Here is a 22,061-nt window from a genome sequence, read left to right on the forward strand (position 1 = left end):
CATGCGACGTATTGCTGTGATGGGCGCTGCCGGGCGCATGGGCAGGCATCTGGTCGAGGCCGTTCAAGAGCGCGCACCGCTCACTGGGCTGACGGCGGCCATCGTTCGTCCGGGCAGCACCATGATTGGTGCCGATGCGGGAGAGCTGGCTTCGCTGGGCCGAATCGGCGTGCAATTGACGGGCAATCTGGAGCAGGTCGCGGACGAGTTTGACGTCCTGATCGACTTCACGCTGCCAGACGTCATGCTGAAAAACCTGGCGTTTTGTCGCAAGGCTGGCAAGGCCATGGTAATCGGCACCACGGGATTGAACGCTGAGCAGAAACACGTGCTGAGCGAGGCGAGCCAAGAGATTCCGATCGTCTTCGCCTCCAATTTCAGTGTTGGTGTAAACCTGTCGTTCAAACTGCTCGACCTGGCTGCGCGGGTGATGGGTGACGACGCCGACATTGAAATCATCGAAGCGCATCACCGCAACAAGGTCGATGCGCCTTCGGGTACGGCGGTCAGCATGGGTGAGGTGATTGCCAATGCGCTGGGGCGTGATCTGAACAGGGTCGCCGTCTATGGTCGCGAAGGTCACACCGGCGTTCGTGAGCGCGAGACCATTGGTTTCGCGACGGTGCGTGGCGGTGATGTGGTCGGAGATCACACCGTGCTGTTTGCAACCGAAGGTGAACGACTGGAGATTACGCACAAGGCTTCCAGTCGCATGACGTTCGCCAAGGGAGCCGTGCGTGCAGCGCTCTGGCTCGATGGTAAAACACCGGGGTTGTACGACATGCAGGACGTGCTCGACCTGCGCTGATCGGTCGCGCCGATGTCAGCATCAATGCGGGCAGGAAAGGGCTTTTCCCTGTATCCTGCCCGCAGTTTCACACCGCTGCGCGATGTCCTGTCGCATTCTCCAGCCTTTAAGGCGTTTTAGCGGTGGATTAAAAAACACTTTTTCTGTAAGCTACAGCTTTAGTGTGTCCACTAAAAGCGCGCAGATAATTCGATGAAAAAAGCGGGGTGACGTGTCCAAACGTCATTCCGCTTTTTTACAACCTGCGATCGCCCTTTCAGGCTTTATTACGGGAGGTCTTCTTGACTAAGCCAGCCATACTCGCCCTTGCTGATGGCAGCATTTTTCGCGGCGAAGCCATTGGAGCCGACGGTCAAACCGTTGGTGAGGTGGTGTTCAACACCGCAATGACCGGCTATCAGGAAATCCTTACCGATCCTTCCTATGCCCAGCAAATCGTCACCCTTACCTACCCTCACATCGGCAACACCGGCACTACGCCGGAAGACGCTGAATCCGACCGCGTGTGGTCGGCGGGCCTGGTGATTCGTGACCTGCCACTGGTAGCGAGCAACTGGCGTAACAAGATGTCTCTGGCTGACTATCTGAAGGCCAACAACGTCGTTGCCATCGCCGGTATCGATACCCGCCGCCTGACCCGCATCCTGCGTGAGAAAGGCGCTCAAAACGGCTGCATCATGGCCGGTGACAACATCTCCGAAGAAGCAGCCATCGCAGCGGCTCGTGGTTTCCCTGGCCTGAAGGGCATGGATCTGGCGAAGGTCGTCAGCACCCAGGAACGCTACGAATGGCGCTCCAGCGTCTGGAGCCTGAAGACCGATAGCCATCCAGAGATCGCTGCAGCCGATTTGCCCTACAACGTTGTCGCCTACGACTACGGCGTCAAGACCAACATCCTGCGCATGCTGGTCGAGCGCGGCTGCCGCGTGACCGTGGTGCCTGCGCAAACCCCGGCCAGCGAAGTCCTCGCGCTCAATCCGGATGGCGTGTTCCTGTCCAACGGTCCCGGCGACCCCGAGCCTTGCGATTATGCGATTCAGGCGATCAAGGACGTGCTGCAGACCGAAGTCCCGGTGTTCGGCATCTGCCTGGGCCACCAGTTGCTGGCCTTGGCCTCCGGCGCCAAGACCGTCAAGATGGGGCATGGCCACCACGGTGCCAACCACCCGGTTCAGGACCTGGACACCGGCGTCGTTATGATCACCAGCCAGAACCACGGTTTTGCGGTAGATGAAGCCACCTTGCCGAGCAACGTCCGAGCGATTCACAAGTCGCTGTTTGACGGCACACTGCAAGGCATCGAGCGCACCGACAAGGACGCGTTCAGCTTCCAGGGTCACCCTGAAGCGAGCCCGGGCCCGAACGACGTCGCGCCGCTGTTTGATCGCTTCATCACTGCCATGGCCAAGCGCCGCTAAGCGGCTGACTGTCGACCATAGCGAGCAGGTGACTGCGGCGGGCCGGATCAAATCCGACAGCCCGCCCGGCACCTGAGAATGTTCAAGACGGCTTGCCGACTGACACAGGATTCGAGTGACAACCCATGCCAAAACGTACAGACATTAAAAGCATCCTGATTCTTGGCGCTGGCCCGATCGTGATCGGCCAGGCTTGTGAATTCGACTACTCCGGCGCCCAGGCCTGTAAAGCCCTGCGCGAAGAGGGTTACCGCGTCATCCTGGTGAACTCCAACCCGGCCACCATCATGACTGACCCGTCCATGGCCGACGCGACCTACATCGAGCCGATCAAATGGGCAACCGTTGCCAAGATCATCGAGAAAGAGCGTCCGGATGCACTGCTGCCGACCATGGGTGGCCAAACCGCACTGAACTGCGCACTGGACCTGGAGCGCGAAGGCGTTCTGGAGAAGTTCGGCGTAGAGATGATCGGTGCCAACGCTGACACCATCGACAAGGCTGAAGACCGTTCGCGTTTCGACAAGGCCATGAAAGCCATCGGCCTTGAATGCCCGCGTTCCGGTATCGCCCACACGATGGAAGAGGCGAATGCGGTCCTCGAAAAGCTCGGCTTCCCGTGCATCATCCGTCCGTCCTTCACCATGGGCGGCACGGGTGGTGGTATTGCGTACAACCGTGAAGAGTTCGAAGAAATCTGCGCCCGTGGTCTGGACCTGTCCCCGACCAAAGAGCTGCTGATCGACGAATCCCTGATCGGCTGGAAAGAATATGAAATGGAAGTTGTCCGCGATAAAAAGGACAACTGCATCATCGTTTGCTCCATCGAAAACTTCGACCCGATGGGCGTGCACACCGGTGACTCGATCACCGTGGCGCCTGCGCAGACCCTGACCGACAAGGAATACCAGATCCTGCGTAACGCCTCGCTGGCAGTCTTGCGCGAGATCGGCGTTGAAACCGGCGGTTCCAACGTGCAGTTCGGTATCTGCCCGGACACTGGCCGCATGGTCGTGATCGAGATGAACCCGCGGGTTTCCCGCTCGTCGGCTCTGGCCTCGAAAGCCACAGGCTTCCCGATCGCTAAAGTCGCCGCCAAGCTGGCCGTGGGTTACACCCTCGACGAACTGCAGAACGACATCACCGGCGGCAAGACCCCGGCTTCGTTCGAGCCGTCCATCGACTACGTCGTCACCAAGCTGCCACGCTTCGCCTTCGAGAAGTTCTCCAAGGCTGATGCGCGCCTGACCACTCAGATGAAGTCGGTCGGTGAAGTCATGGCTATCGGCCGCACCTTCCAGGAATCCCTGCAGAAAGCCCTGCGCGGTCTGGAAGTGGGCGTCAGCGGTCTCGATCCAAAGCTGGACCTGACCGACCCCGAAAGCGCTAGCATCCTCAAGCGCGAACTGACCGTTCCGGGCGCCGAGCGCATCTGGTACGTCGCCGACGCATTCCGCGCTGGCATGACCGTTGAGCAGATCTTCGGCATGAACATGATCGACCCTTGGTTCCTGGTGCAGATCGAAGATCTGATCAAGGAAGAAGAGAAGGTCAAGACCATGGGCATGTCGGCCATCGATCGCGACGTAATGTTCCGTCTGAAGCGCAAAGGCTTCTCTGACGCACGTCTGGCCAAGCTGTTGGGTGTGACCGAGAAGAGCCTGCGCGCTCATCGTCACAAGCTCGAGATCTACCCCGTCTACAAGCGCGTCGACACCTGCGCCGCCGAGTTCGCGACCGACACCGCGTACATGTACTCCACGTACGAAGAAGAGTGCGAAGCCAACCCGTCGACGCGCGATAAGATCATGATCCTGGGCGGCGGTCCAAACCGTATCGGCCAAGGGATCGAATTCGACTACTGCTGCGTACACGCGGCACTGGCCCTGCGCGATGACGGGTATGAGACCATCATGGTCAACTGCAACCCGGAAACCGTATCGACCGACTACGACACCTCCGATCGCCTGTACTTCGAGCCAGTGACCCTGGAAGATGTGCTGGAAATTGTCCGCGTCGAGAAGCCGAAAGGTGTGATCGTCCAGTACGGCGGCCAAACCCCGCTGAAACTGGCCCGCGCTCTGGAAGCTGCGGGCGTGCCGATCATCGGCACCAGCCCTGACGCCATTGACCGTGCGGAAGACCGCGAGCGCTTCCAGCAGATGGTTGAGCGTCTGAACCTGCGTCAGCCGCCAAACGCCACTGTGCGCAGCGAAGACGAAGCGATTCGTGCCGCCGCCAAGATCGGTTACCCACTGGTGGTTCGTCCGTCCTACGTACTGGGTGGCCGTGCGATGGAAATCGTTTACCAGGAAGACGAACTCAAGCGCTATCTGCGTGAAGCGGTTCAAGTGTCGAACGACAGTCCGGTGCTGTTGGACCACTTCCTGAACTGCGCCATCGAAATGGACGTGGATGCGGTCTGCGACGGCACTGATGTCGTGATCGGCGCAATCATGCAGCACATCGAACAGGCCGGCGTTCACTCCGGTGACTCCGCGTGCTCGCTGCCGCCGTACTCGTTGCCTGCGCACATCCAGGATGAGATGCGTGAACAGGTCAAGAAAATGGCCCTGGAGCTGGGCGTTATCGGCCTGATGAACGTTCAGTTGGCGCTGCAGGGCGAAGACATCTACGTCATCGAAGTAAACCCGCGTGCTTCCCGTACCGTGCCGTTCGTGTCCAAGTGCATCGGTGTTTCCCTGGCAATGATCGCTGCGCGCGTCATGGCCGGTAAAACCCTGAAAGAACTGGGCTTCACCAAGGAGATCATTCCGAACTTCTACAGTGTGAAAGAGGCGGTGTTCCCATTCGCCAAATTCCCTGGCGTTGACCCGATCCTTGGGCCAGAGATGAAGTCCACGGGTGAAGTCATGGGTGTCGGCGACACCTTCGGCGAAGCGTTCGCTAAAGCGCAAATGGGCGCCAGCGAAGTGCTGCCGACCGGCGGTACCGCGTTCATCAGCGTGCGTGACGACGACAAGCCTCTGGTGGCTGGCGTTGCTCGCAGTCTGATCGAGCTGGGCTTCGACGTTGTGGCAACCGCTGGCACTGCGCGTCTGATCGAGGCTGCTGGCCTGAAAGTGCGCCGCGTCAACAAAGTGACCGAGGGCCGTCCTCACGTGGTCGACATGATCAAGAACGACGAAGTCACCTTGATCATCAACACCACCGAGGGTCGCCAGTCGATCGCGGACTCCTATTCCATCCGTCGCAACGCTTTGCAGCACAAGATCTACTGCACCACCACCATTGCTGCGGGCGAGGCTATCTGTGAAGCGCTGAAGTTCGGTCCTGAAAAGACCGTGCGTCGCTTGCAGGATCTACATGCAGGATTGAAGGCATGAGCATTACTAAATATCCGATGACCGTCCAGGGCGCCAAGGCCCTGGAAGACGAACACGCTCACCTCACCAAGGTCGTCCGTCCGAAGCTTAGCCAGGACATTGGCACGGCTCGCGAGCTGGGTGACCTGAAAGAAAACGCCGAATACCATGCTGCTCGCGAGCAGCAAGGCATGGTCGAGGCGCGTATCCGTGACATCGAAGGTCGCATGCAAAATGCCGTGATCATCGATGTCAGCACGATCGCCCATACTGGCAAGGTCATTTTCGGCACGACCGTTGAGCTTGCCAACGTTGAGACTGACGAGCAGGTGACTTACCAGATCGTGGGTGAGGACGAGGCCAACATCAAACTGGGCAAGATTTCAGTCGGTGCGCCGATTGCCCGGGCGATCATTGGCAAAGAAGAAGGCGATGTCGTTGCGATCAAAACACCGAGCGGTGTGATCGAGTACGAGATCGTTGAGGTCAAGCACATCTGACTTCGTGGCTCGCATGCTGCTCTCCTCGAGTGGCGTGCGGCAGAGGCAGGTGCCGTTCAGAGGCGCGCAGGTCGCGCCTCCTGACGGGTTTCGCCGTTACTTGTAACGGTGAATGTTGGACAGCTGTTTGTTAGGCTGCGGGTTCTTGCGGTAGATCAGCGCCATTTTACCGATGGTCTGTACCAGTTCAGCACGACCTTGCTTGCACAGTTCTTCGATCACGGCGCGACGCTCGTCGCGGTCTTCCAGCTTGATCTGAACCTTGATCAGTTCATGATCGACCAAAGCGCGGTCCAGCTCGGCCAGGACGCCTTCGCTCAGGCCATTGCCGGCAACCATCAGAACCGGCTTCAGGTCATGTCCAATGGATTTGTATTGTTTCTTCTGCTCGTTATTGAGCGGCATAATCTGACCCTTTTCGTCTGATTCTGTAAAATTGGCGGGCATTTTACCCGAGGGGCCGTGGCTCCGCCCAGTTAATCACGACCCTTTCATCATCGAGGTGCCCCGTGGCGCAGCGTTCAAAGAGCAGCCAGAACTGGCTGAGAGAGCATTTCAACGACCCTTTCGTCAAGCAGGCGCAGAAAGATGGCTACCGCTCGCGGGCGAGTTACAAGCTTTTGGAGATCCAGGAAAAGGACCGTCTGATCCGTCCCGGTATGACCGTGGTCGATCTGGGCGCGGCGCCTGGGGGCTGGTCTCAGGTGACCAGTCGTCTGATTGGTGGTCAAGGTCGTTTGATTGCGTCCGACATTCTGGAAATGGACAGCATCCCTGACGTGACCTTCATTCAAGGGGATTTCACTGAGGATGCCGTGTTCAAACAAATCCTCGAAGCGATCGGTAATACGGAAGTAGACCTTGTGATTTCCGATATGGCCCCCAATATGAGTGGATTGAGCGCTGTGGATATGCCACGCGCCATGTTCCTTTGTGAGTTGGCGCTCGACCTGGCGGGTCGGGTTCTGCGTCCAGGTGGCGATTTTTTGATCAAAATCTTCCAGGGCGAAGGTTTTGATACCTACCACAAGGACGTTCGGAAAATGTTCGACAAGGTGCAGATGCGCAAACCTTCGTCGTCCCGTGACCGGTCTCGTGAACAGTACCTGCTGGGCCGTGGTTTCAAGGGCGGTTATGAGGCCTCAAGCCAATTTGAGTGAAGGCAATAGCTTTTTTCAAATGGCTTTATTCATGAAGCGTAACGAACATCTTGTAGTCAAAGTTTCACAAAGGGTTACAGACGCCGCCTGCCACACCTGTAGGATCTGTAGTAAGTTAGGCCGGTGAATATCATGCGAGGCACGCTCCTGCGTGGAGCTTGCTTCAGAGGGTAGCTAATTGAACGATATGGCAAAGAATTTGATCCTGTGGTTGATCATCGCTGCGGTCCTGGTGACCGTGATGAACAACTTCTCCAGCCCGAACGAGCCGCAGACCCTCAACTACTCCGAGTTCATCCAGCAAGTGAAGGATGGCAAGGTCGAGAAAGTTGCCGTTGACGGTTACGTCATCACGGGCAAGCGCAGCGATGGCGACACCTTCAAGACCATTCGTCCGGCGATTCAGGACAATGGCCTGATCGGTGACCTTGTCGACAACAATGTAGTGATCGAAGGCAAGCAGCCTGAGCAGCAGAGCATCTGGACTCAGTTGCTTGTCGCGAGCTTCCCGATTCTCGTGATCATTGCTGTCTTCATGTTCTTCATGCGTCAGATGCAAGGCGGCGCGGGGGGCAAGGGAGGGCCGATGAGCTTCGGCAAGAGCAAGGCGCGCCTGCTCTCCGAAGATCAGGTCAAGACCACCCTGGCTGACGTCGCGGGTTGCGATGAGGCAAAAGAAGAAGTCGGCGAGCTGGTTGAATTCCTGCGCGATCCGGGCAAATTCCAGCGCCTGGGCGGTCGTATTCCGCGCGGCGTGCTGATGGTGGGTCCACCGGGTACTGGTAAAACGCTGCTTGCCAAGGCGATTGCTGGCGAAGCGAAAGTGCCGTTCTTCACCATTTCCGGTTCTGACTTCGTTGAAATGTTCGTGGGTGTCGGTGCAAGCCGTGTTCGCGACATGTTCGAACAAGCCAAGAAGCACGCGCCATGCATCATCTTTATCGACGAAATCGACGCCGTCGGTCGCCATCGTGGCGCTGGCATGGGCGGCGGTCACGATGAGCGTGAGCAGACTCTCAACCAGTTGCTGGTAGAGATGGACGGCTTCGAAATGAACGACGGCATCATTGTGATCGCGGCGACTAACCGTCCTGACGTCCTCGACCCTGCGCTGCTGCGTCCGGGCCGTTTCGACCGTCAGGTCGTGGTTGGTCTGCCAGACATTCGCGGTCGTGAACAGATTCTGAAAGTGCACATGCGTAAGGTGCCGATGGGTGATGACGTCAATGCTGCCGTCATTGCTCGTGGTACGCCTGGCTTCTCCGGTGCAGACCTTGCCAACCTCGTCAACGAAGCCTCGCTGTTCGCGGCGCGCGTGGGCAAGCGCATCGTCGAGATGAAAGAGTTCGAGCTGGCCAAAGACAAGATCATGATGGGCGCTGAGCGTAAGTCGATGGTCATGTCCGAGAAGGAGAAGCAGAACACCGCTTATCACGAAGCCGGGCACGCCATCGTCGGTCGCGTCGTGCCTGAACATGATCCGGTCTACAAAGTGTCAATCATTCCACGTGGTCGTGCATTGGGCGTCACGATGTTCCTTCCTGAAGAGGACCGTTACAGCCTGTCCAAGCGTGCGTTGATCAGCCAGATCTGCTCGCTCTATGGTGGTCGTATCGCGGAAGAGATGACGCTGGGCTTTGACGGCGTCACCACGGGGGCTTCGAACGACATCATGCGCGCCAGCCAGATTGCCCGGAACATGGTTACCAAATGGGGCCTGTCCGAGAAAATGGGCCCATTGATGTACTCCGAAGACGACGACGGCGGTTATCTGGGTCGTGGTGGTGGCGGTCAGAACTCCAGTCTTTCGGGTGAAACCGCGAAGATGATCGACTCTGAAGTGCGCAGTATCATTGACCAGTGCTACGGCACTGCGAAGCAAATCCTCACCGACAACCGCGACAAGCTGGATGCGATGGCGGATGCGCTGATGAAGTATGAAACCATCGATGCTGAGCAGATCGATGACATCATGGCGGGTCGCACGCCTCGCGAACCGCGCGATTGGACAGGGGGCACCGGCACTTCCGGGACGCCAACTGCACCCGTCGGTCCGCGTCCGGAAACACCGATCGGCGGTCCAGCTGCTGAACACTAAGGCCTGACATGACTTCTGCGCTGTACCCGACCCGGTTGCCTTGCGGCAACCGGGTTCTTGATTTATCCCGGACCCACGTCATGGGCATCCTCAATATCACCCCTGATTCGTTCTCTGACGGTGGTCGGTTCGCTCAGCGCGACCTTGCCCTCCGTCATGCACAGGCTATGGTGGCGGCAGGTGCGACACTTATCGACGTCGGCGGCGAGTCCACGCGTCCGGGTGCTGCTGCGGTTTCTGCCGACGAAGAGCTGAATCGTGTTGCACCGGTCGTCGAAGCCATCAGTCGTGAGCTTGATGTGGTCATCTCGGTCGACACCTCGACACCCGCGGTCATCCTTGAGACGGCTCGGCTGGGCGCGGGGCTCATCAATGATGTGCGCTCGCTGCGACGAGAAGGTGCGCTGGAGGCGGCTTTCGCGACCGGGCTGCCCGTGTGCCTGATGCACATGCGCGGCGAGCCGACGGACATGCAGGACGATCCTCGTTACGACGATCTCATCGGTGAGGTGACCAGCTTTCTCGGCGAGCGAATGGACGCCTGTGTCGCGGCGGGTATTCCTGCAGAGAAGATCATTCTCGATCCAGGCTACGGTTTTGCGAAGAATCTCGATCATAACCTGAGCCTGTTCAAACATATGGAGGCGCTGCATGTGCTGGGGCGGCCTCTGCTGGTGGGTGTGTCACGCAAGAGCATGATTGGCAAAGTGCTCGACAAGCCTGTTGATCAGCGACTCTACGGTGCACTGGCTCTGGCTGCGATGGCCATGATTCAAGGTGCAAGAATTTTACGCGTGCACGATGTTGCGGAAACTGTCGACGTGGTGCGGATGATTGCCGCTGTCGAATCGGCAAAATAAGAAGGTTGGAGCCCCCATGACCCAGAAAAAATACTTCGGAACCGACGGCATTCGCGGTCGTGTCGGTCAATTTCCGATCACTCCCGATTTCATGCTGCGGCTTGGTTGGGCAGCTGGCATGGCGTTCCGCAAAATGGGCGCTTGCCGGATTCTGGTCGGCAAAGACACCCGTATTTCGGGTTATATGTTCGAATCTGCCCTGGAGGCCGGACTGTCAGCCGCGGGTGCAGATGTGATGTTGCTCGGCCCGATGCCCACACCTGCCATCGCCTATCTGACCCGGACGTTCCACGCCGAGGCAGGGATAGTGATCAGCGCCTCGCACAACCCGCATCACGATAACGGCATCAAATTTTTCTCGGGTCAGGGCACCAAGCTGCCAGACGAAATCGAGATGATGATCGAGGAGTTGCTCGATACGCCGATGACCGTGGCTGAGTCAGAAAAGCTCGGCAAGGTGTCGCGTATCAACGACGCGGCTGGCCGTTACATCGAATTCTGCAAAAGCAGTGTGCCGACCAGTACTGACTTCGCCGGTCTGAAATTGGTGGTCGACTGCGCACACGGGGCAACCTATAAAGTGGCGCCTAACGTGTTTCGGGAGTTGGGAGCGAAGGTCACCGTTCTGTCAGCTGCACCGAACGGCCTCAATATCAATGACGATTGCGGCTCGACCCACATGGGTAATCTGCAGGCGGCCGTCGTCGCCGAGAAAGCGGATTTGGGTATCGGCTTCGACGGTGATGGTGATCGCGTGCTGATGGTTGATCACACCGGTGCGATCGTTGACGGTGACGAGTTGCTGTACATCATCGCTCGTGATCTGCATGAACGCGGTCGCTTGCAGGGTGGCGTGGTCGGGACGCTGATGAGCAACCTGGGGCTTGAGCTGGCCCTTGCGGATCTGAACATTCCATTCGTGCGCGCCAATGTCGGCGACCGTTACGTCATTGCTGAACTGCTGGAGCGCAACTGGCAGGTGGGCGGCGAGAACTCGGGTCACGTCGTCTGCTTTCAGCACACCACTACGGGCGATGCGATCATTGCCGCGCTGCAGGTGTTACTGGCGCTCAAACGCACCGGGCAAAGCCTCGCAGAATCGCGCCAAGGCGTGAGGAAATGCCCTCAGGTATTGGTCAACGTGCGCTTCGAGGGTGGGAATGTCGATCCAGTCGAGCACCCGGCGGTCAAGGAAGCCTGTGAGCGCGTGACAGCGGCCATGGGTGGGCGTGGGCGCGTGTTGCTGCGCAAGTCCGGCACAGAGCCTTTGGTGCGTGTGATGGTCGAAGGCGAGGACGAAACGCTGGTTGCAGGCTACGCCGATGAACTGGCAAAACTGGTTGCTGAAGTTTGCGCCTGATTACGGCTTGCCAGTGTTGAAACTGTTGGGTAACATCTGCGCCCACTTTGACCGACGAGGTACAGCATGCGTCGCCCTATGGTAGCTGGTAACTGGAAAATGCACGGTACCTGCGCCAGCGTCGCTGAGCTGGTAGAAGGTCTGGCTAATATGGCCATTCCTGACAGTGTCGACGTTGCGGTATTCCCTTCGAGTCTGCACGTCAGCTTCGTTGTCGAGTGCTTTGAAGAGCATTCGATTTCTGTAGGTGCGCAGAATTGCGCGCACGAAGCGGGTCAGGGTGCACTGACCGGTGAGATTTCACCGACTCAGTTGCAGGATGCAGGTTGCAAGCTGGTGCTGGTAGGGCACTCGGAGCGTCGCCAGATCATGGGCGAGAGCAACGAAGTCCTGAACCGCAAGTTTGCAGCTGCGCAGGCAAGTGGCTTGACCCCGGTGCTATGCATCGGTGAAACACTTGAGCAGCGTCAGGCTGGCAAAACGCTTGAAGTTGTCGGGCAACAGCTCGACAGCATCATCGAAGAGCTGGGCATCGATGCTTTCGTGAATGCGGTCATCGCTTACGAGCCGGTCTGGGCCATTGGTACCGGACTGACAGCCTCGCCTGAACAGGCGCAGGAAGTGCACGCAGCCATTCGTGCGCAGTTGGCAAAAGAGAATTCTGAAGTCGCGCAAGGTGTGCGTCTTCTATATGGCGGCAGCGTGAAGGCGGCCAATGCGGTCGAGCTGTTCAGCATGCCGGATATCGATGGGGGCCTCATTGGAGGCGCTTCCCTGAATGCAGATGAGTTCGGTGCGATCATTCGCGCCGCGGGAAACTGAAAAAATGCTGGAAACAGTCGTAGTCGTTCTTCATCTGCTGGGTGCGCTGGGCGTTGTTGCTCTGGTATTGCTGCAGCAGGGTAAAGGTGCGGACGCTGGCGCGTCGTTCGGAGCAGGTGCATCAAATACTGTCTTCGGAGGCCAAGGTTCCTCTACCTTTCTTAGTAAGTTTACTGCTATACTTGCCGCCTGTTTCTTCATAACCAGCTTGGGGTTAGGTTACTTTGCTAAAGAGAAAGCTCATCAGCTGACTCAAGTAGGTTTGCCAGATCCAGCGGTGTTGGAAGTTAAACAAAAGCCGGCAGCAGATGATGTTCCGGTCCTGGAAGGACAACAGAAACCAGCCGCTGCTCCAGCTGATGTTCCTGCCGCTCCAGAACAGAAGTAACACAGGATTCGCAGTCGATATTGGGGCTGCAAAAAGAGTTGTAATGCCGAGGTGGTGGAATTGGTAGACACGCAACCTTGAGGTGGTTGTGCCCATAGGGTGTAGGGGTTCGAGTCCCCTTCTCGGTACCAATTAACAAGTCAGCCCGCAGTAGCGGGCTTTCTTGTAGGTGGATGTGTCGGATTGACCCAAATCGGGATCGGTCGTATACTTCCGCCCCAGCTTTGTCGCGGGGTGGAGCAGTCTGGTAGCTCGTCGGGCTCATAACCCGAAGGTCGTTGGTTCAAATCCAGCCCCCGCAACCAGTTTTAGCGGAGCCCCTTTTCAGGGGCTTTTTGTTAGCTGGACACTTTATTACGCCGCTGTTCAACGGCGTTTTTCATGAGATGGGCGCTTTGCCCATTTTTTATTTGCACAGCATGCACGAGGGGGTTCAGGTGTCGAGCAAGCTAGAACAGTTGCAGGCCTTGCTGGCCCCGGTGGTCGTGGCCCTTGGCTATGAATGCTGGGGTATCGAGTTTTCGGCCCAGGGTCGTCACTCAATGTTGCGCGTTTATATCGATAAAGAGGGCGGCGTGCTGGTGGACGATTGTGCCATCGTCAGCCGTCAGATCAGCGGTGTTCTGGACGTAGAAGATCCGATCAGCTCCGAATATACGCTCGAAGTTTCTTCTCCTGGCATGGAACGCCCGCTGTTCACGATTGAGCAGTTTGCAGCCTTTGCCGGGGAACAAGTGAAGATAAAGCTGCGCTCGCCGTTCGACGGTCGACGTAACTTTCAAGGCCTTCTCCGCGGGGTGGAGGAGCAGGACGTCGTGGTGCAAGTGGATGATCACGAATACCTGTTGCCGATCGATCTGATCGACAAAGCCAACATTATTCCCACGTTTGACTGAGACGCGGATCCCGCGGATCCAATGGCTTGCGAAAGGCGAGGCGTACGATGAGCAAAGAAGTACTGCTGGTTGTTGAGTCGGTATCCAATGAAAAAGGCGTACCGGCCGGTGTAATTTTTGAAGCGCTGGAAATCGCGTTGGCCACGGCCACTAAAAAGCGTTTTGAAGACGAAGTTGACCTGCGTGTGGAAATCAATCGCCACACGGGCGCTTACGAGACGTTCCGTCGCTGGACAGTCGTCGAAGAAGAAGACCTTGATGATCCGGCCATCGAAACCTGGCCGAGCAAGGTTGCCGAGACGCACCCTGGTGCCAACGTCGGCGACGTCGTAGAAGAAAAGATCGAGTCCATCGAGTTCGGCCGTATCGCTGCCCAGACTGCCAAGCAAGTCATTGTGCAGAAAGTACGCGAAGCCGAGCGCGCTCAAGTCGTAGACGCTTATCGTGAGCGTCTGGGCGAAATCATTTCCGGCACTGTTAAAAAAGTTACACGTGACAATGTCATCGTCGACTTGGGTAACAATGCCGAGGCGCTGCTGGCGCGTGAAGACATCATCTCCCGGGAAACTTTCCGCGTCGGTGTCCGCGTCCGTGCATTGCTCAAAGAGATCCGCACTGAAAACCGTGGTCCTCAGTTGATCCTGTCGCGTACTGCGCCAGAGATGCTGATCGAGCTGTTCCGGATTGAAGTACCGGAAATTGCCGAAGGTCTCATCGAGGTGATGGCTGCCTCTCGTGATCCTGGTTCGCGTGCAAAAATCGCAGTTCGCTCCAAGGACAAACGCATTGACCCGCAAGGCGCGTGCATCGGCATGCGTGGTTCGCGTGTCCAGGCTGTTTCCGGCGAGTTGGGCGGCGAGCGTGTGGATATCGTGCTCTGGGACGATAACCCGGCGCAGTTCGTCATCAACGCCATGTCGCCTGCCGAAGTGGCAGCGATCATCGTTGATGAAGACGCCCACGCCATGGACATCGCTGTCGGTGCGGACAACCTGGCCCAAGCGATTGGTCGCGGCGGCCAGAACGTGCGTCTGGCAAGCCAGTTGACTGGCTGGACCCTGAACGTGATGACCGAATCGGACATCCAGGCCAAGCAGCAAGCGGAAACCGGCGACATCCTGCGTAACTTCATCGAAGAGTTGGAAGTCGACGAAGAGCTCGCGCAGGTTCTGGTGGACGAAGGCTTCACCAGCCTGGAAGAGATTGCCTACGTACCGTTGGAAGAAATGCTCAACATCGACGGCTTTGACGAAGACATCGTCAACGAGCTTCGTGCTCGCGCCAAGGATCGTTTGTTGACCAAAGCCATCGCTACTGAGGAAAAGCTGGCAGACGCCCATCCGGCCGAAGACCTGCTCTCGCTTGAGGGTATGGACAAGGATTTGGCGATGGAACTGGCGCTGCGCGCCGAAATTACCCGCCAACACCTGGCCGAGCAGTCTATTGACGATCTGCTCGACATCGACGGCATTGACGATGATCGTGCCGGCAAGTTGATCATGGCCGCCCGAGCCCATTGGTTCGAGTAAGTAAATGCGGCCTGAGGAGAGAAGTGCATGACGCAAGTCACGGTGAAAGAACTGGCCAAAACGGTCGACACACCGGTAGAGCGCCTGTTACAGCAGATGCGTGAGGCAGGTCTGCCGCACACCGCCGCCGAGCAAGTTGTGACCGATAACGAAAAACAAGCCCTGTTGACGCACCTGAAAAGCGGCCACAAGGCTAAAGTGGAAGAACCGCGCAAGATCACTTTGCAGCGTAAAACCACCAGTACCCTGCGCGTTGCTGGCAGCAAAAGCATCAGCGTTGAAGTACGTAAAAAGAAAGTCTTCGTACAGCGTAGCCCGGAAGAAATCGAAGCCGAGCGCAAGCGCGAGCAGGACGAGCGTCGTGCGGTAGAAAATGCCGCGCGTCAAAAGGCTGAAGAAGAAGCCCGTCAGCGTGCCGAAGAAGAAGCGCGCCGCCAGCCTGCTACCGCTCAGGAAACTGCTGACGCTGTTGCTGCTCCGGCGCCAGCGGCCGAAGCCGCTCCGCAAGTGGCTGCAGAGCCTGTTCAGGAAGCGCCTGTCGCTGCCCCTGCACCGGCTGCCGATATTCGCAAGCGCGAGGAGCCTCGTCGCCCTGATAAACCACGTGCCGACGATAACAATCGTCGTGGCGGCGGTGGCGATGGCGAGCGCAAAAACGCTCCGCATCGTGCTTCGGTCAAGGAAAAGGCGCCTGCGCCACGCGTTGCTCCACGTACCACCGACGAAGAAAGCGATGGCTTCCGTCGTGGTGGTCGCGGCAAGGCGAAACTGAAGAAGCGCAACGCTCACGGCTTCCAGAACCCTACCGGTCCTGTGGTTCGTGAAGTGAAGATCGGCGAGACCATCACTGTGGGCGACCTCGCTCAACAGATGTCGGTCAAAGCTGCTGAAATCATCAAGTTCATGTTCAAGCTCGGCACGCCGGCCACCATCAACCAGGTTCTGGATCAGGAAACTGCCCAGCTGGTCGCGGAAGAACTGGGCCACAAAGTGACCCTGGTCAGCGATACCGCCCTGGAAGATTCCCTGGCTGAGTCCCTGAAGTTCGAAGGTGAAACGGTTCCTCGTGCGCCTGTCGTGACCGTCATGGGTCACGTTGACCACGGTAAGACCTCGCTGCTCGACTATATCCGTCGTGCCAAGGTTGCTGCTGGCGAAGCCGGTGGTATCACCCAGCACATTGGTGCGTACCACGTTGAAACCGAGCGTGGCATGGTGACGTTCCTCGACACCCCGGGTCACGCCGCGTTTACCGCAATGCGTGCCCGTGGTGCCAAGGCGACCGACATCGTGATTCTGGTAGTTGCTGCCGACGACGGTGTTATGCCTCAAACCATCGAAGCCGTTCAGCATGCTGTCGCTGCTGGCGTTCCGTTGGTCGTGGCAGTCAACAAGATCGACAAGCCGGGTGCTGACCTGGACCGTATCCGCAGTGAACTGTCGGTGCATGGCGTAACGTCCGAAGAGTGGGGTGGTGATACCCCATTCGTACCGGTATCGGCGAAAGTCGGTACGGGTGTCGACGAACTGCTGGAAGCGGTTCTGCTTCAAGCTGAAGTTCTGGAACTGGTCGCTACGCCATCGGCCCCAGGTCGTGGTGTCGTGGTTGAATCGCGTCTGGACAAAGGCCGTGGTCCAGTGGCCACCGTTCTGGTTCAGGACGGTACGCTGCGTCAGGGCGACATGGTCCTGGTTGGCTCCAACTACGGTCGTGTCCGCGCCATGCTCGACGAGAACGGCAAATCCATCAAAGAAGCCGGTCCATCCATCCCTGTCGAGATTCTCGGCCTGGACGGTACACCGGACGCTGGCGACGAGATGAGCGTGGTTGCTGACGAGAAGAAAGCCCGTGAAGTGGCTCTGTTCCGTCAAGGCAAGTTCCGCGAAGTCAAGCTTGCCCGTGCTCACGCCGGCAAGCTGGAAAACATCTTCGAGAATATGGGTCAGGAAGAGAAGAAGACGCTCAACATCGTCCTCAAATCCGACGTCCGTGGCTCCCTCGAAGCTTTGCAGGGCGCTTTGAATGGCCTGGGCAACGACGAAGTACAAGTGCGTGTAGTGGGCGGCGGCGTCGGTGGTATCACCGAAAGCGATGCCAACCTGGCGCTGGCTTCCAACGCTGTTCTGTTCGGCTTCAACGTGCGTGCTGATGCTGGCGCGCGCAAGATCGTCGAGCAGGAAGGTCTGGACATGCGTTACTACAACGTCATCTACGACATCATCGAAGACGTCAAGAAAGCCCTTACCGGCATGCTTGGCAGCGACGTCCGGGAGAACATCCTGGGTATCGCCGAAGTTCGCGACGTGTTCCGCTCGCCGAAATTCGGTGCGATCGCCGGTTGCATGGTCATTGAAGGCGTTGTGTTCCGTAACCGTCCGATCCGTGTACTGCGTGAAGACATCGTTATCTTCGAAGGCGAGCTGGAATCCCTGCGCCGCTTCAAGGATGACGCTTCCGAAGTACGTGCCGGCATGGAGTGCGGTATCGGCGTCAAGAGCTACAACGACGTCAAGGTCGGCGACAAGATCGAAGTCTTCGAGAAGGTCCAAGTGGCTCGCAGCCTCTAAATCGCGAGCTTCAGGAACCCTGGCGAACGTCGCATGAAAATGCTCAGCGCACGTCATGGGTTCTAAACGCAACGCCCGGTCCGGCTTCTGCCAGGCCGGGCGTTTGCCGCTTTCAGACCGGACGGCTTTTGCCGAAGGTCAGTACAGGTAACAAGACATGGCAAAAGAATACAGCCGTACCCAACGTATCGGCGATCAGATGCAGCGCGAGTTGGCTCAACTGATCCGTCGTGAAGTCAAGGACCCGCGCGTAGGTCTGGTCACCATCACTGCTGTCGACGTCAGCCGTGATGTGGGCCACGCGAAGATTTTCATCACCGTGATGGGCCAGGACAACGCTGAAGACATCAGCCAGACCATCAAGGTCTTGAATTCCGCAGCGGGTTTCCTGCGCATGCAACTGGCGCGTGAAATGAAGCTGCGCAGCGTGCCTCAATTGCATTTCCACTACGACGAAAGCGTTGCCCGTGGCGCGCACCTGTCGGCGTTGATCGAGCGCGCGGTGGCCGAGGACGGTCAGCACGAGCCTGCTGCCAAGCAAGACGGTTCGGAGGAATAACGGCGTGGCTCAGGTCAAGCGTATTCGCCGCAACGTCAGCGGCATCATCCTGCTCGACAAGCCGCTGGGTTTCACCTCCAACGCCGCCTTGCAGAAGGTGCGCTGGTTGCTCAATGCGGAAAAGGCCGGCCACACCGGTAGCCTTGATCCCCTCGCCACCGGCGTGCTGCCACTGTGCTTCGGAGAGGCGACCAAATTTTCCCAATACCTGCTCGATTCCGACAAGGGTTATGAAACCCTGATGCAGTTGGGCAAGACCACCACCACGGCGGACGCCGAAGGCGACGTGTTACAAACGCGTCCGGTGACCGTTGGTCGCTCCGATATCGAAGCTGTGTTGCCTGATTTTCGTGGGCAAATCAGTCAGATACCGCCGATGTACTCTGCCCTCAAGCGTGATGGCCAGCCGTTGTACAAGTTGGCTCGCGCAGGGGAAGTGGTGGAGCGCGAACCGCGTTCTGTTACTATTGCGCGCCTGGAATTATTGGCGAGCGAAGGCGAGACCGCGCGACTGGCCGTTGACTGCAGCAAAGGCACCTATATCCGCACCCTCGTGGAAGATATCGGTGAAAAACTGGGCTGTGGCGCGTATGTTGCCGAGCTGCGTCGTACGCAAGCAGGGCCGTTCACACTGGCCCAGACTGTTACGCTGGAAGAGCTTGAAGCGGTTCACGCCGAAGGTGGTAACGAAGCGGTTGATCGTTTCCTGATGCCTTCCGACAGCGGTTTGCAGGATTGGCCTCTGCTGCAATTTTCCGAGCACAGTTCGTTTTACTGGCTGCACGGTCAGCCAGTCAGAGCCCCGGATGCGCCGAAGTTCGGCATGGTACGGGTGCAGGATCACGAAGGACGCTTCATCGGAATCGGTGAAGTGAGTGAAGACGGGCGGATTGCGCCGCGTCGTTTGATTCGGTCAGAGTGACCGAAACCCGTTGTGACAGGGTTTCCTGCACGGCGGTGAAGGGTGGCTGTTAACAGGCATGGTCACGCCTCATTTTTTAATACGAGAGTCTGCTCTCGGCCTGTTGAAATCGTCTCTCTGGAGCGGTTTCCTGATAAAAGGATTGCCTCATGGCTCTCAGCGTTGAAGAAAAATCTCAGATCGTAACCGACTACCAGCAAGCTGTTGGTGATACTGGTTCGCCAGAAGTGCAAGTTGCACTGCTGACCGCCAACATCAACAAACTGCAAGGTCACTTCAAGGCCAACGGTAAAGACCACCACTCCCGTCGTGGTCTGATCCGCATGGTAAACCAGCGTCGTAAGCTGCTGGACTACCTGAAAGGCAAAGACCTGAGCCGTTACAGCGCTCTGATCGGTCGCCTGGGTCTGCGTCGCTAATCAGCGATTGCGCTAGAGGTTGGTTGTCTGTCGTGCGTCAGAGGGTTTCCCGATGGCGCATGGCAGGCTCCCAGCCTCAAGTTTTATCTGGATACATGTTTTATACGTTTGGCTGTACACCTGGACTGCCGCAGGGGCCGATTCCCCTCACTGCCCACGAATTCGCAAGAAACCAGTTCCCCCAAGAGCCACATAGAAGGTAGGAAACCGTGAACCCGGTAATCAAGACGTTTCAATTCGGTCAATCGACCGTCACGCTGGAGACAGGCCGCATCGCCCGTCAGGCTTCTGGTGCAGTATTGGTCACCGTTGATGACGACGTCACCGTACTCGTGACTGTGGTCGGCGCCAAACAAGCTGACGCTGGCAAAGGCTTCTTCCCGCTGTCCGTTCACTACCAGGAAAAAACCTACGCTGCGGGCAAGATCCCTGGCGGTTTCTTCAAGCGTGAAGGCCGTCCCTCCGAGAAAGAAACACTGACGTCGCGTCTGATCGACCGTCCGATCCGCCCACTGTTTCCTGAAGGCTTCATGAACGAAGTGCAGGTTGTCTGCACCGTCGTTTCCACCAGCAAGAAAACCGATCCGGACATCGCTGCGATGATCGGTACTTCGGCTGCCCTCGCAATCTCCGGCATCCCGTTCGACGGCCCGATTGGCGCCGCTCGCGTGGCATTCCACGAAAGCACCGGCTACCTGCTGAACCCGACTTACGAGCAACTGAAAGCATCGAGCCTGGACATGGTCGTTGCCGGTACCGAAGAAGCGGTGCTGATGGTTGAGTCCGAAGCCAAAGAGCTGACCGAAGACCAGATGCTGGGTGCGGTCCTCTTCGCCCACGACGAATTCCAGTCGGTCATCAAGGCTGTCAAAGAGCTGGCCGCTGAAGCTGCCAAGCCAACCTGGACCTGGGCGCCTCAGCCAGAAGCCACCGCACTGCTGGGCGCTATCCGCTCCGAGTTCGGCGCTGCGATTTCCGAGGCCTACACCATCACCGTCAAGGCCGATCGTTACGCTCGCCTGGGCGAGTTGAAGGATCAGGTTGTCGCCAAGCTGGCCGTTGAGGAAGGCAGCCCGTCGGCTTCCGAAGTCAAAGCCGCTTTCGGTGAGATCGAATACCGTACCGTTCGCCAGAACATCGTTGATGGCAAACCGCGTATCGACGGCCGCGACACCCGCACCGTACGTCCGCTGAACATCGAAGTCGGCGTTCTGCCGAAGACTCACGGTTCTGCACTGTTCACCCGTGGCGAAACGCAGGCGTTGGTGGTAGCGACCCTGGGTACTGCCCGTGACGCACAGCTGCTGGACACCCTGGAAGGCGAGAAAAAAGACCCGTTCATGCTGCACTACAACTTCCCTCCGTTCTCGGTGGGCGAGTGTGGTCGCATGGGTGGCGCTGGTCGTCGCGAAATCGGTCACGGCCGTCTGGCACGTCGTTCGGTTCAGGCCATGCTGCCTGCTGCTGACGCGTTCCCGTACACCATCCGTGTCGTATCGGAAATCACCGAGTCCAACGGTTCCAGCTCCATGGCTTCGGTCTGCGGCGCTTCGCTGGCGCTGATGGACGCGGGCGTTCCGCTGAAGGCACCGGTTGCCGGTATCGCTATGGGTCTGGTTAAAGAAGGCGAGAAATTCGCTGTTCTGACCGACATCCTGGGTGACGAAGACCACCTCGGCGACATGGACTTCAAAGTGGCCGGTACCGCCAAAGGCGTTACTGCGCTGCAGATGGACATCAAGATCAAAGGCATCACCGAAGAGATCATGGAGATCGCCCTGGGCCAAGCCTTGGAAGCTCGCCTGAACATCCTCGGTCAGATGAACCAGATCATCGGCCAGTCGCGTCCTGAGCTGTCGGAAAACGCTCCGACCATGATTGCGATGAAGATCGACACCGACAAAATCCGTGACGTCATCGGCAAAGGCGGCGCGACCATTCGTGCCATCTGTGAAGAAACCAAGGCTTCGATCGACATCGAAGACGACGGCTCGATCAAAATCTTCGGCGAAACCAAGGAAGCGGCTGAAGCAGCACGTCAGCGCGTTCTGGGTATCACCGCAGAGGCAGAGATCGGCAAGATCTACGTCGGTAAGGTTGAGCGCATCGTCGACTTCGGCGCATTCGTCAACATCTTGCCTGGCAAAGACGGTCTGGTGCACATCTCGATGCTGAGCGATGCCCGTGTTGAAAAAGTCACCGACGTGCTGAAAGAAGGCCAGGAAGTCGAAGTGCTGGTACTGGACGTCGACAACCGCGGTCGCATCAAGCTGTCGATCAAAGACGTCGCAGCAGCCAAGGCATCGGGCGTTTAATCGCACGCTTCCCCATGCTGTAGAAAAAGGGCCCTTCGGGGCCCTTTTTTTTCGAGCGGAATTAGTAGGTTATGGCGCAAAGCGCAGGTTGTTGCTTGGGTGGAACATGCATC

The 22,061-nt window shown here is 57.9% G+C and carries 18 protein-coding genes and 2 tRNA genes; 19 read left to right on the forward strand and 1 reads right to left on the reverse strand.

Going from position 1 to position 22,061, the window contains the following annotated elements; translation table 11 throughout:
• Position 1 precedes the first annotated feature (1 nt).
• The 4 genes from dapB to greA all read left to right on the forward strand — a co-directional run bounded on the left by dapB (position 2) and on the right by greA (position 6,052).
• Positions 2-808, forward strand: coding sequence for a 4-hydroxy-tetrahydrodipicolinate reductase (dapB, locus tag ACIQAL_RS22665; protein WP_401149692.1), 807 nt, complete (start codon positions 2-4; stop codon positions 806-808).
• A gap of 281 nt (positions 809-1,089) precedes the next feature.
• Positions 1,090-2,226: a glutamine-hydrolyzing carbamoyl-phosphate synthase small subunit gene (gene carA, locus ACIQAL_RS22670; protein ID WP_401149694.1), complete on the forward strand. Its 1,137-nt coding sequence runs from the start codon at positions 1,090-1,092 to the stop codon at positions 2,224-2,226.
• Between the two features lie 125 nt (positions 2,227-2,351).
• Entirely contained in the window at positions 2,352-5,573 is a 3,222-nt protein-coding gene (carB, locus tag ACIQAL_RS22675) for a carbamoyl-phosphate synthase large subunit (RefSeq protein ID WP_341959972.1), read from the forward strand.
• A 2-nt stretch (positions 5,574-5,575) separates the two neighbouring features.
• On the forward strand, positions 5,576-6,052 hold the full coding sequence (gene greA, locus ACIQAL_RS22680) for a transcription elongation factor GreA (RefSeq protein ID WP_166597136.1): 477 nt from the start codon (positions 5,576-5,578) through the stop codon (positions 6,050-6,052).
• 96 nt (positions 6,053-6,148) lie between these two features.
• Here greA and yhbY read toward each other — a convergent pair whose 3' ends face one another.
• Complete coding sequence (gene yhbY, locus ACIQAL_RS22685; RefSeq protein ID WP_093465544.1) at positions 6,149-6,457, reverse strand: ribosome assembly RNA-binding protein YhbY; 309 nt, start codon at positions 6,455-6,457, stop codon at positions 6,149-6,151.
• A 104-nt stretch (positions 6,458-6,561) separates the two neighbouring features.
• On the opposite strand from yhbY, the gene rlmE reads away from it, so the two are divergent.
• The 15 genes from rlmE to pnp all read left to right on the forward strand — a co-directional run bounded on the left by rlmE (position 6,562) and on the right by pnp (position 21,948).
• Positions 6,562-7,212: a 23S rRNA (uridine(2552)-2'-O)-methyltransferase RlmE gene (rlmE, locus tag ACIQAL_RS22690; protein WP_401149697.1), complete on the forward strand. Its 651-nt coding sequence runs from the start codon at positions 6,562-6,564 to the stop codon at positions 7,210-7,212.
• A gap of 187 nt (positions 7,213-7,399) precedes the next feature.
• Positions 7,400-9,310, forward strand: coding sequence for an ATP-dependent zinc metalloprotease FtsH (gene ftsH / locus ACIQAL_RS22695; RefSeq protein WP_166597063.1), 1,911 nt, complete (start codon positions 7,400-7,402; stop codon positions 9,308-9,310).
• An 8-nt stretch (positions 9,311-9,318) separates the two neighbouring features.
• Positions 9,319-10,170 (forward strand): dihydropteroate synthase, encoded by an 852-nt coding sequence (gene folP / locus ACIQAL_RS22700; protein ID WP_401149699.1) that lies wholly within the window; start codon positions 9,319-9,321, stop codon positions 10,168-10,170.
• Between the two features lie 16 nt (positions 10,171-10,186).
• A complete protein-coding gene (gene glmM / locus ACIQAL_RS22705; protein WP_401149700.1) occupies positions 10,187-11,530 on the forward strand; it encodes a phosphoglucosamine mutase in 1,344 nt (447 codons plus the stop codon).
• 66 nt (positions 11,531-11,596) lie between these two features.
• On the forward strand, positions 11,597-12,352 hold the full coding sequence (gene tpiA, locus ACIQAL_RS22710) for a triose-phosphate isomerase (RefSeq protein WP_166597060.1): 756 nt from the start codon (positions 11,597-11,599) through the stop codon (positions 12,350-12,352).
• Between the two features lie 4 nt (positions 12,353-12,356).
• Positions 12,357-12,740 (forward strand): preprotein translocase subunit SecG, encoded by a 384-nt coding sequence (gene secG / locus ACIQAL_RS22715; protein ID WP_166597059.1) that lies wholly within the window; start codon positions 12,357-12,359, stop codon positions 12,738-12,740.
• Between the two features lie 45 nt (positions 12,741-12,785).
• Positions 12,786-12,871, forward strand: a tRNA-Leu gene (locus tag ACIQAL_RS22720).
• Positions 12,872-12,968: 97 nt separating this feature from the next.
• A tRNA-Met gene (locus ACIQAL_RS22725) sits at positions 12,969-13,045 on the forward strand.
• 132 nt (positions 13,046-13,177) lie between these two features.
• Complete coding sequence (gene rimP / locus ACIQAL_RS22730) at positions 13,178-13,636, forward strand: ribosome maturation factor RimP (RefSeq protein ID WP_081566696.1); 459 nt, start codon at positions 13,178-13,180, stop codon at positions 13,634-13,636.
• A gap of 47 nt (positions 13,637-13,683) precedes the next feature.
• Complete coding sequence (nusA, locus tag ACIQAL_RS22735; RefSeq protein ID WP_401149701.1) at positions 13,684-15,165, forward strand: transcription termination factor NusA; 1,482 nt, start codon at positions 13,684-13,686, stop codon at positions 15,163-15,165.
• 27 nt (positions 15,166-15,192) lie between these two features.
• A complete protein-coding gene (gene infB / locus ACIQAL_RS22740; protein ID WP_401149703.1) occupies positions 15,193-17,733 on the forward strand; it encodes a translation initiation factor IF-2 in 2,541 nt (846 codons plus the stop codon).
• 157 nt (positions 17,734-17,890) lie between these two features.
• A complete protein-coding gene (gene rbfA, locus ACIQAL_RS22745) occupies positions 17,891-18,292 on the forward strand; it encodes a 30S ribosome-binding factor RbfA (protein WP_166597056.1) in 402 nt (133 codons plus the stop codon).
• A 4-nt stretch (positions 18,293-18,296) separates the two neighbouring features.
• Entirely contained in the window at positions 18,297-19,214 is a 918-nt protein-coding gene (truB, locus tag ACIQAL_RS22750; protein WP_166597055.1) for a tRNA pseudouridine(55) synthase TruB, read from the forward strand.
• A gap of 149 nt (positions 19,215-19,363) precedes the next feature.
• Positions 19,364-19,633 (forward strand): 30S ribosomal protein S15, encoded by a 270-nt coding sequence (gene rpsO / locus ACIQAL_RS22755; protein ID WP_166597054.1) that lies wholly within the window; start codon positions 19,364-19,366, stop codon positions 19,631-19,633.
• A gap of 209 nt (positions 19,634-19,842) precedes the next feature.
• A complete protein-coding gene (pnp, locus tag ACIQAL_RS22760; RefSeq protein WP_166597053.1) occupies positions 19,843-21,948 on the forward strand; it encodes a polyribonucleotide nucleotidyltransferase in 2,106 nt (701 codons plus the stop codon).
• Positions 21,949-22,061 lie beyond the last annotated feature (113 nt).

Origin of the sequence: Pseudomonas sp. NPDC088368, assembly GCF_044753445.1 — a bacterium.
GTDB lineage: Bacteria > Pseudomonadota > Gammaproteobacteria > Pseudomonadales > Pseudomonadaceae > Aquipseudomonas > Aquipseudomonas bambusae.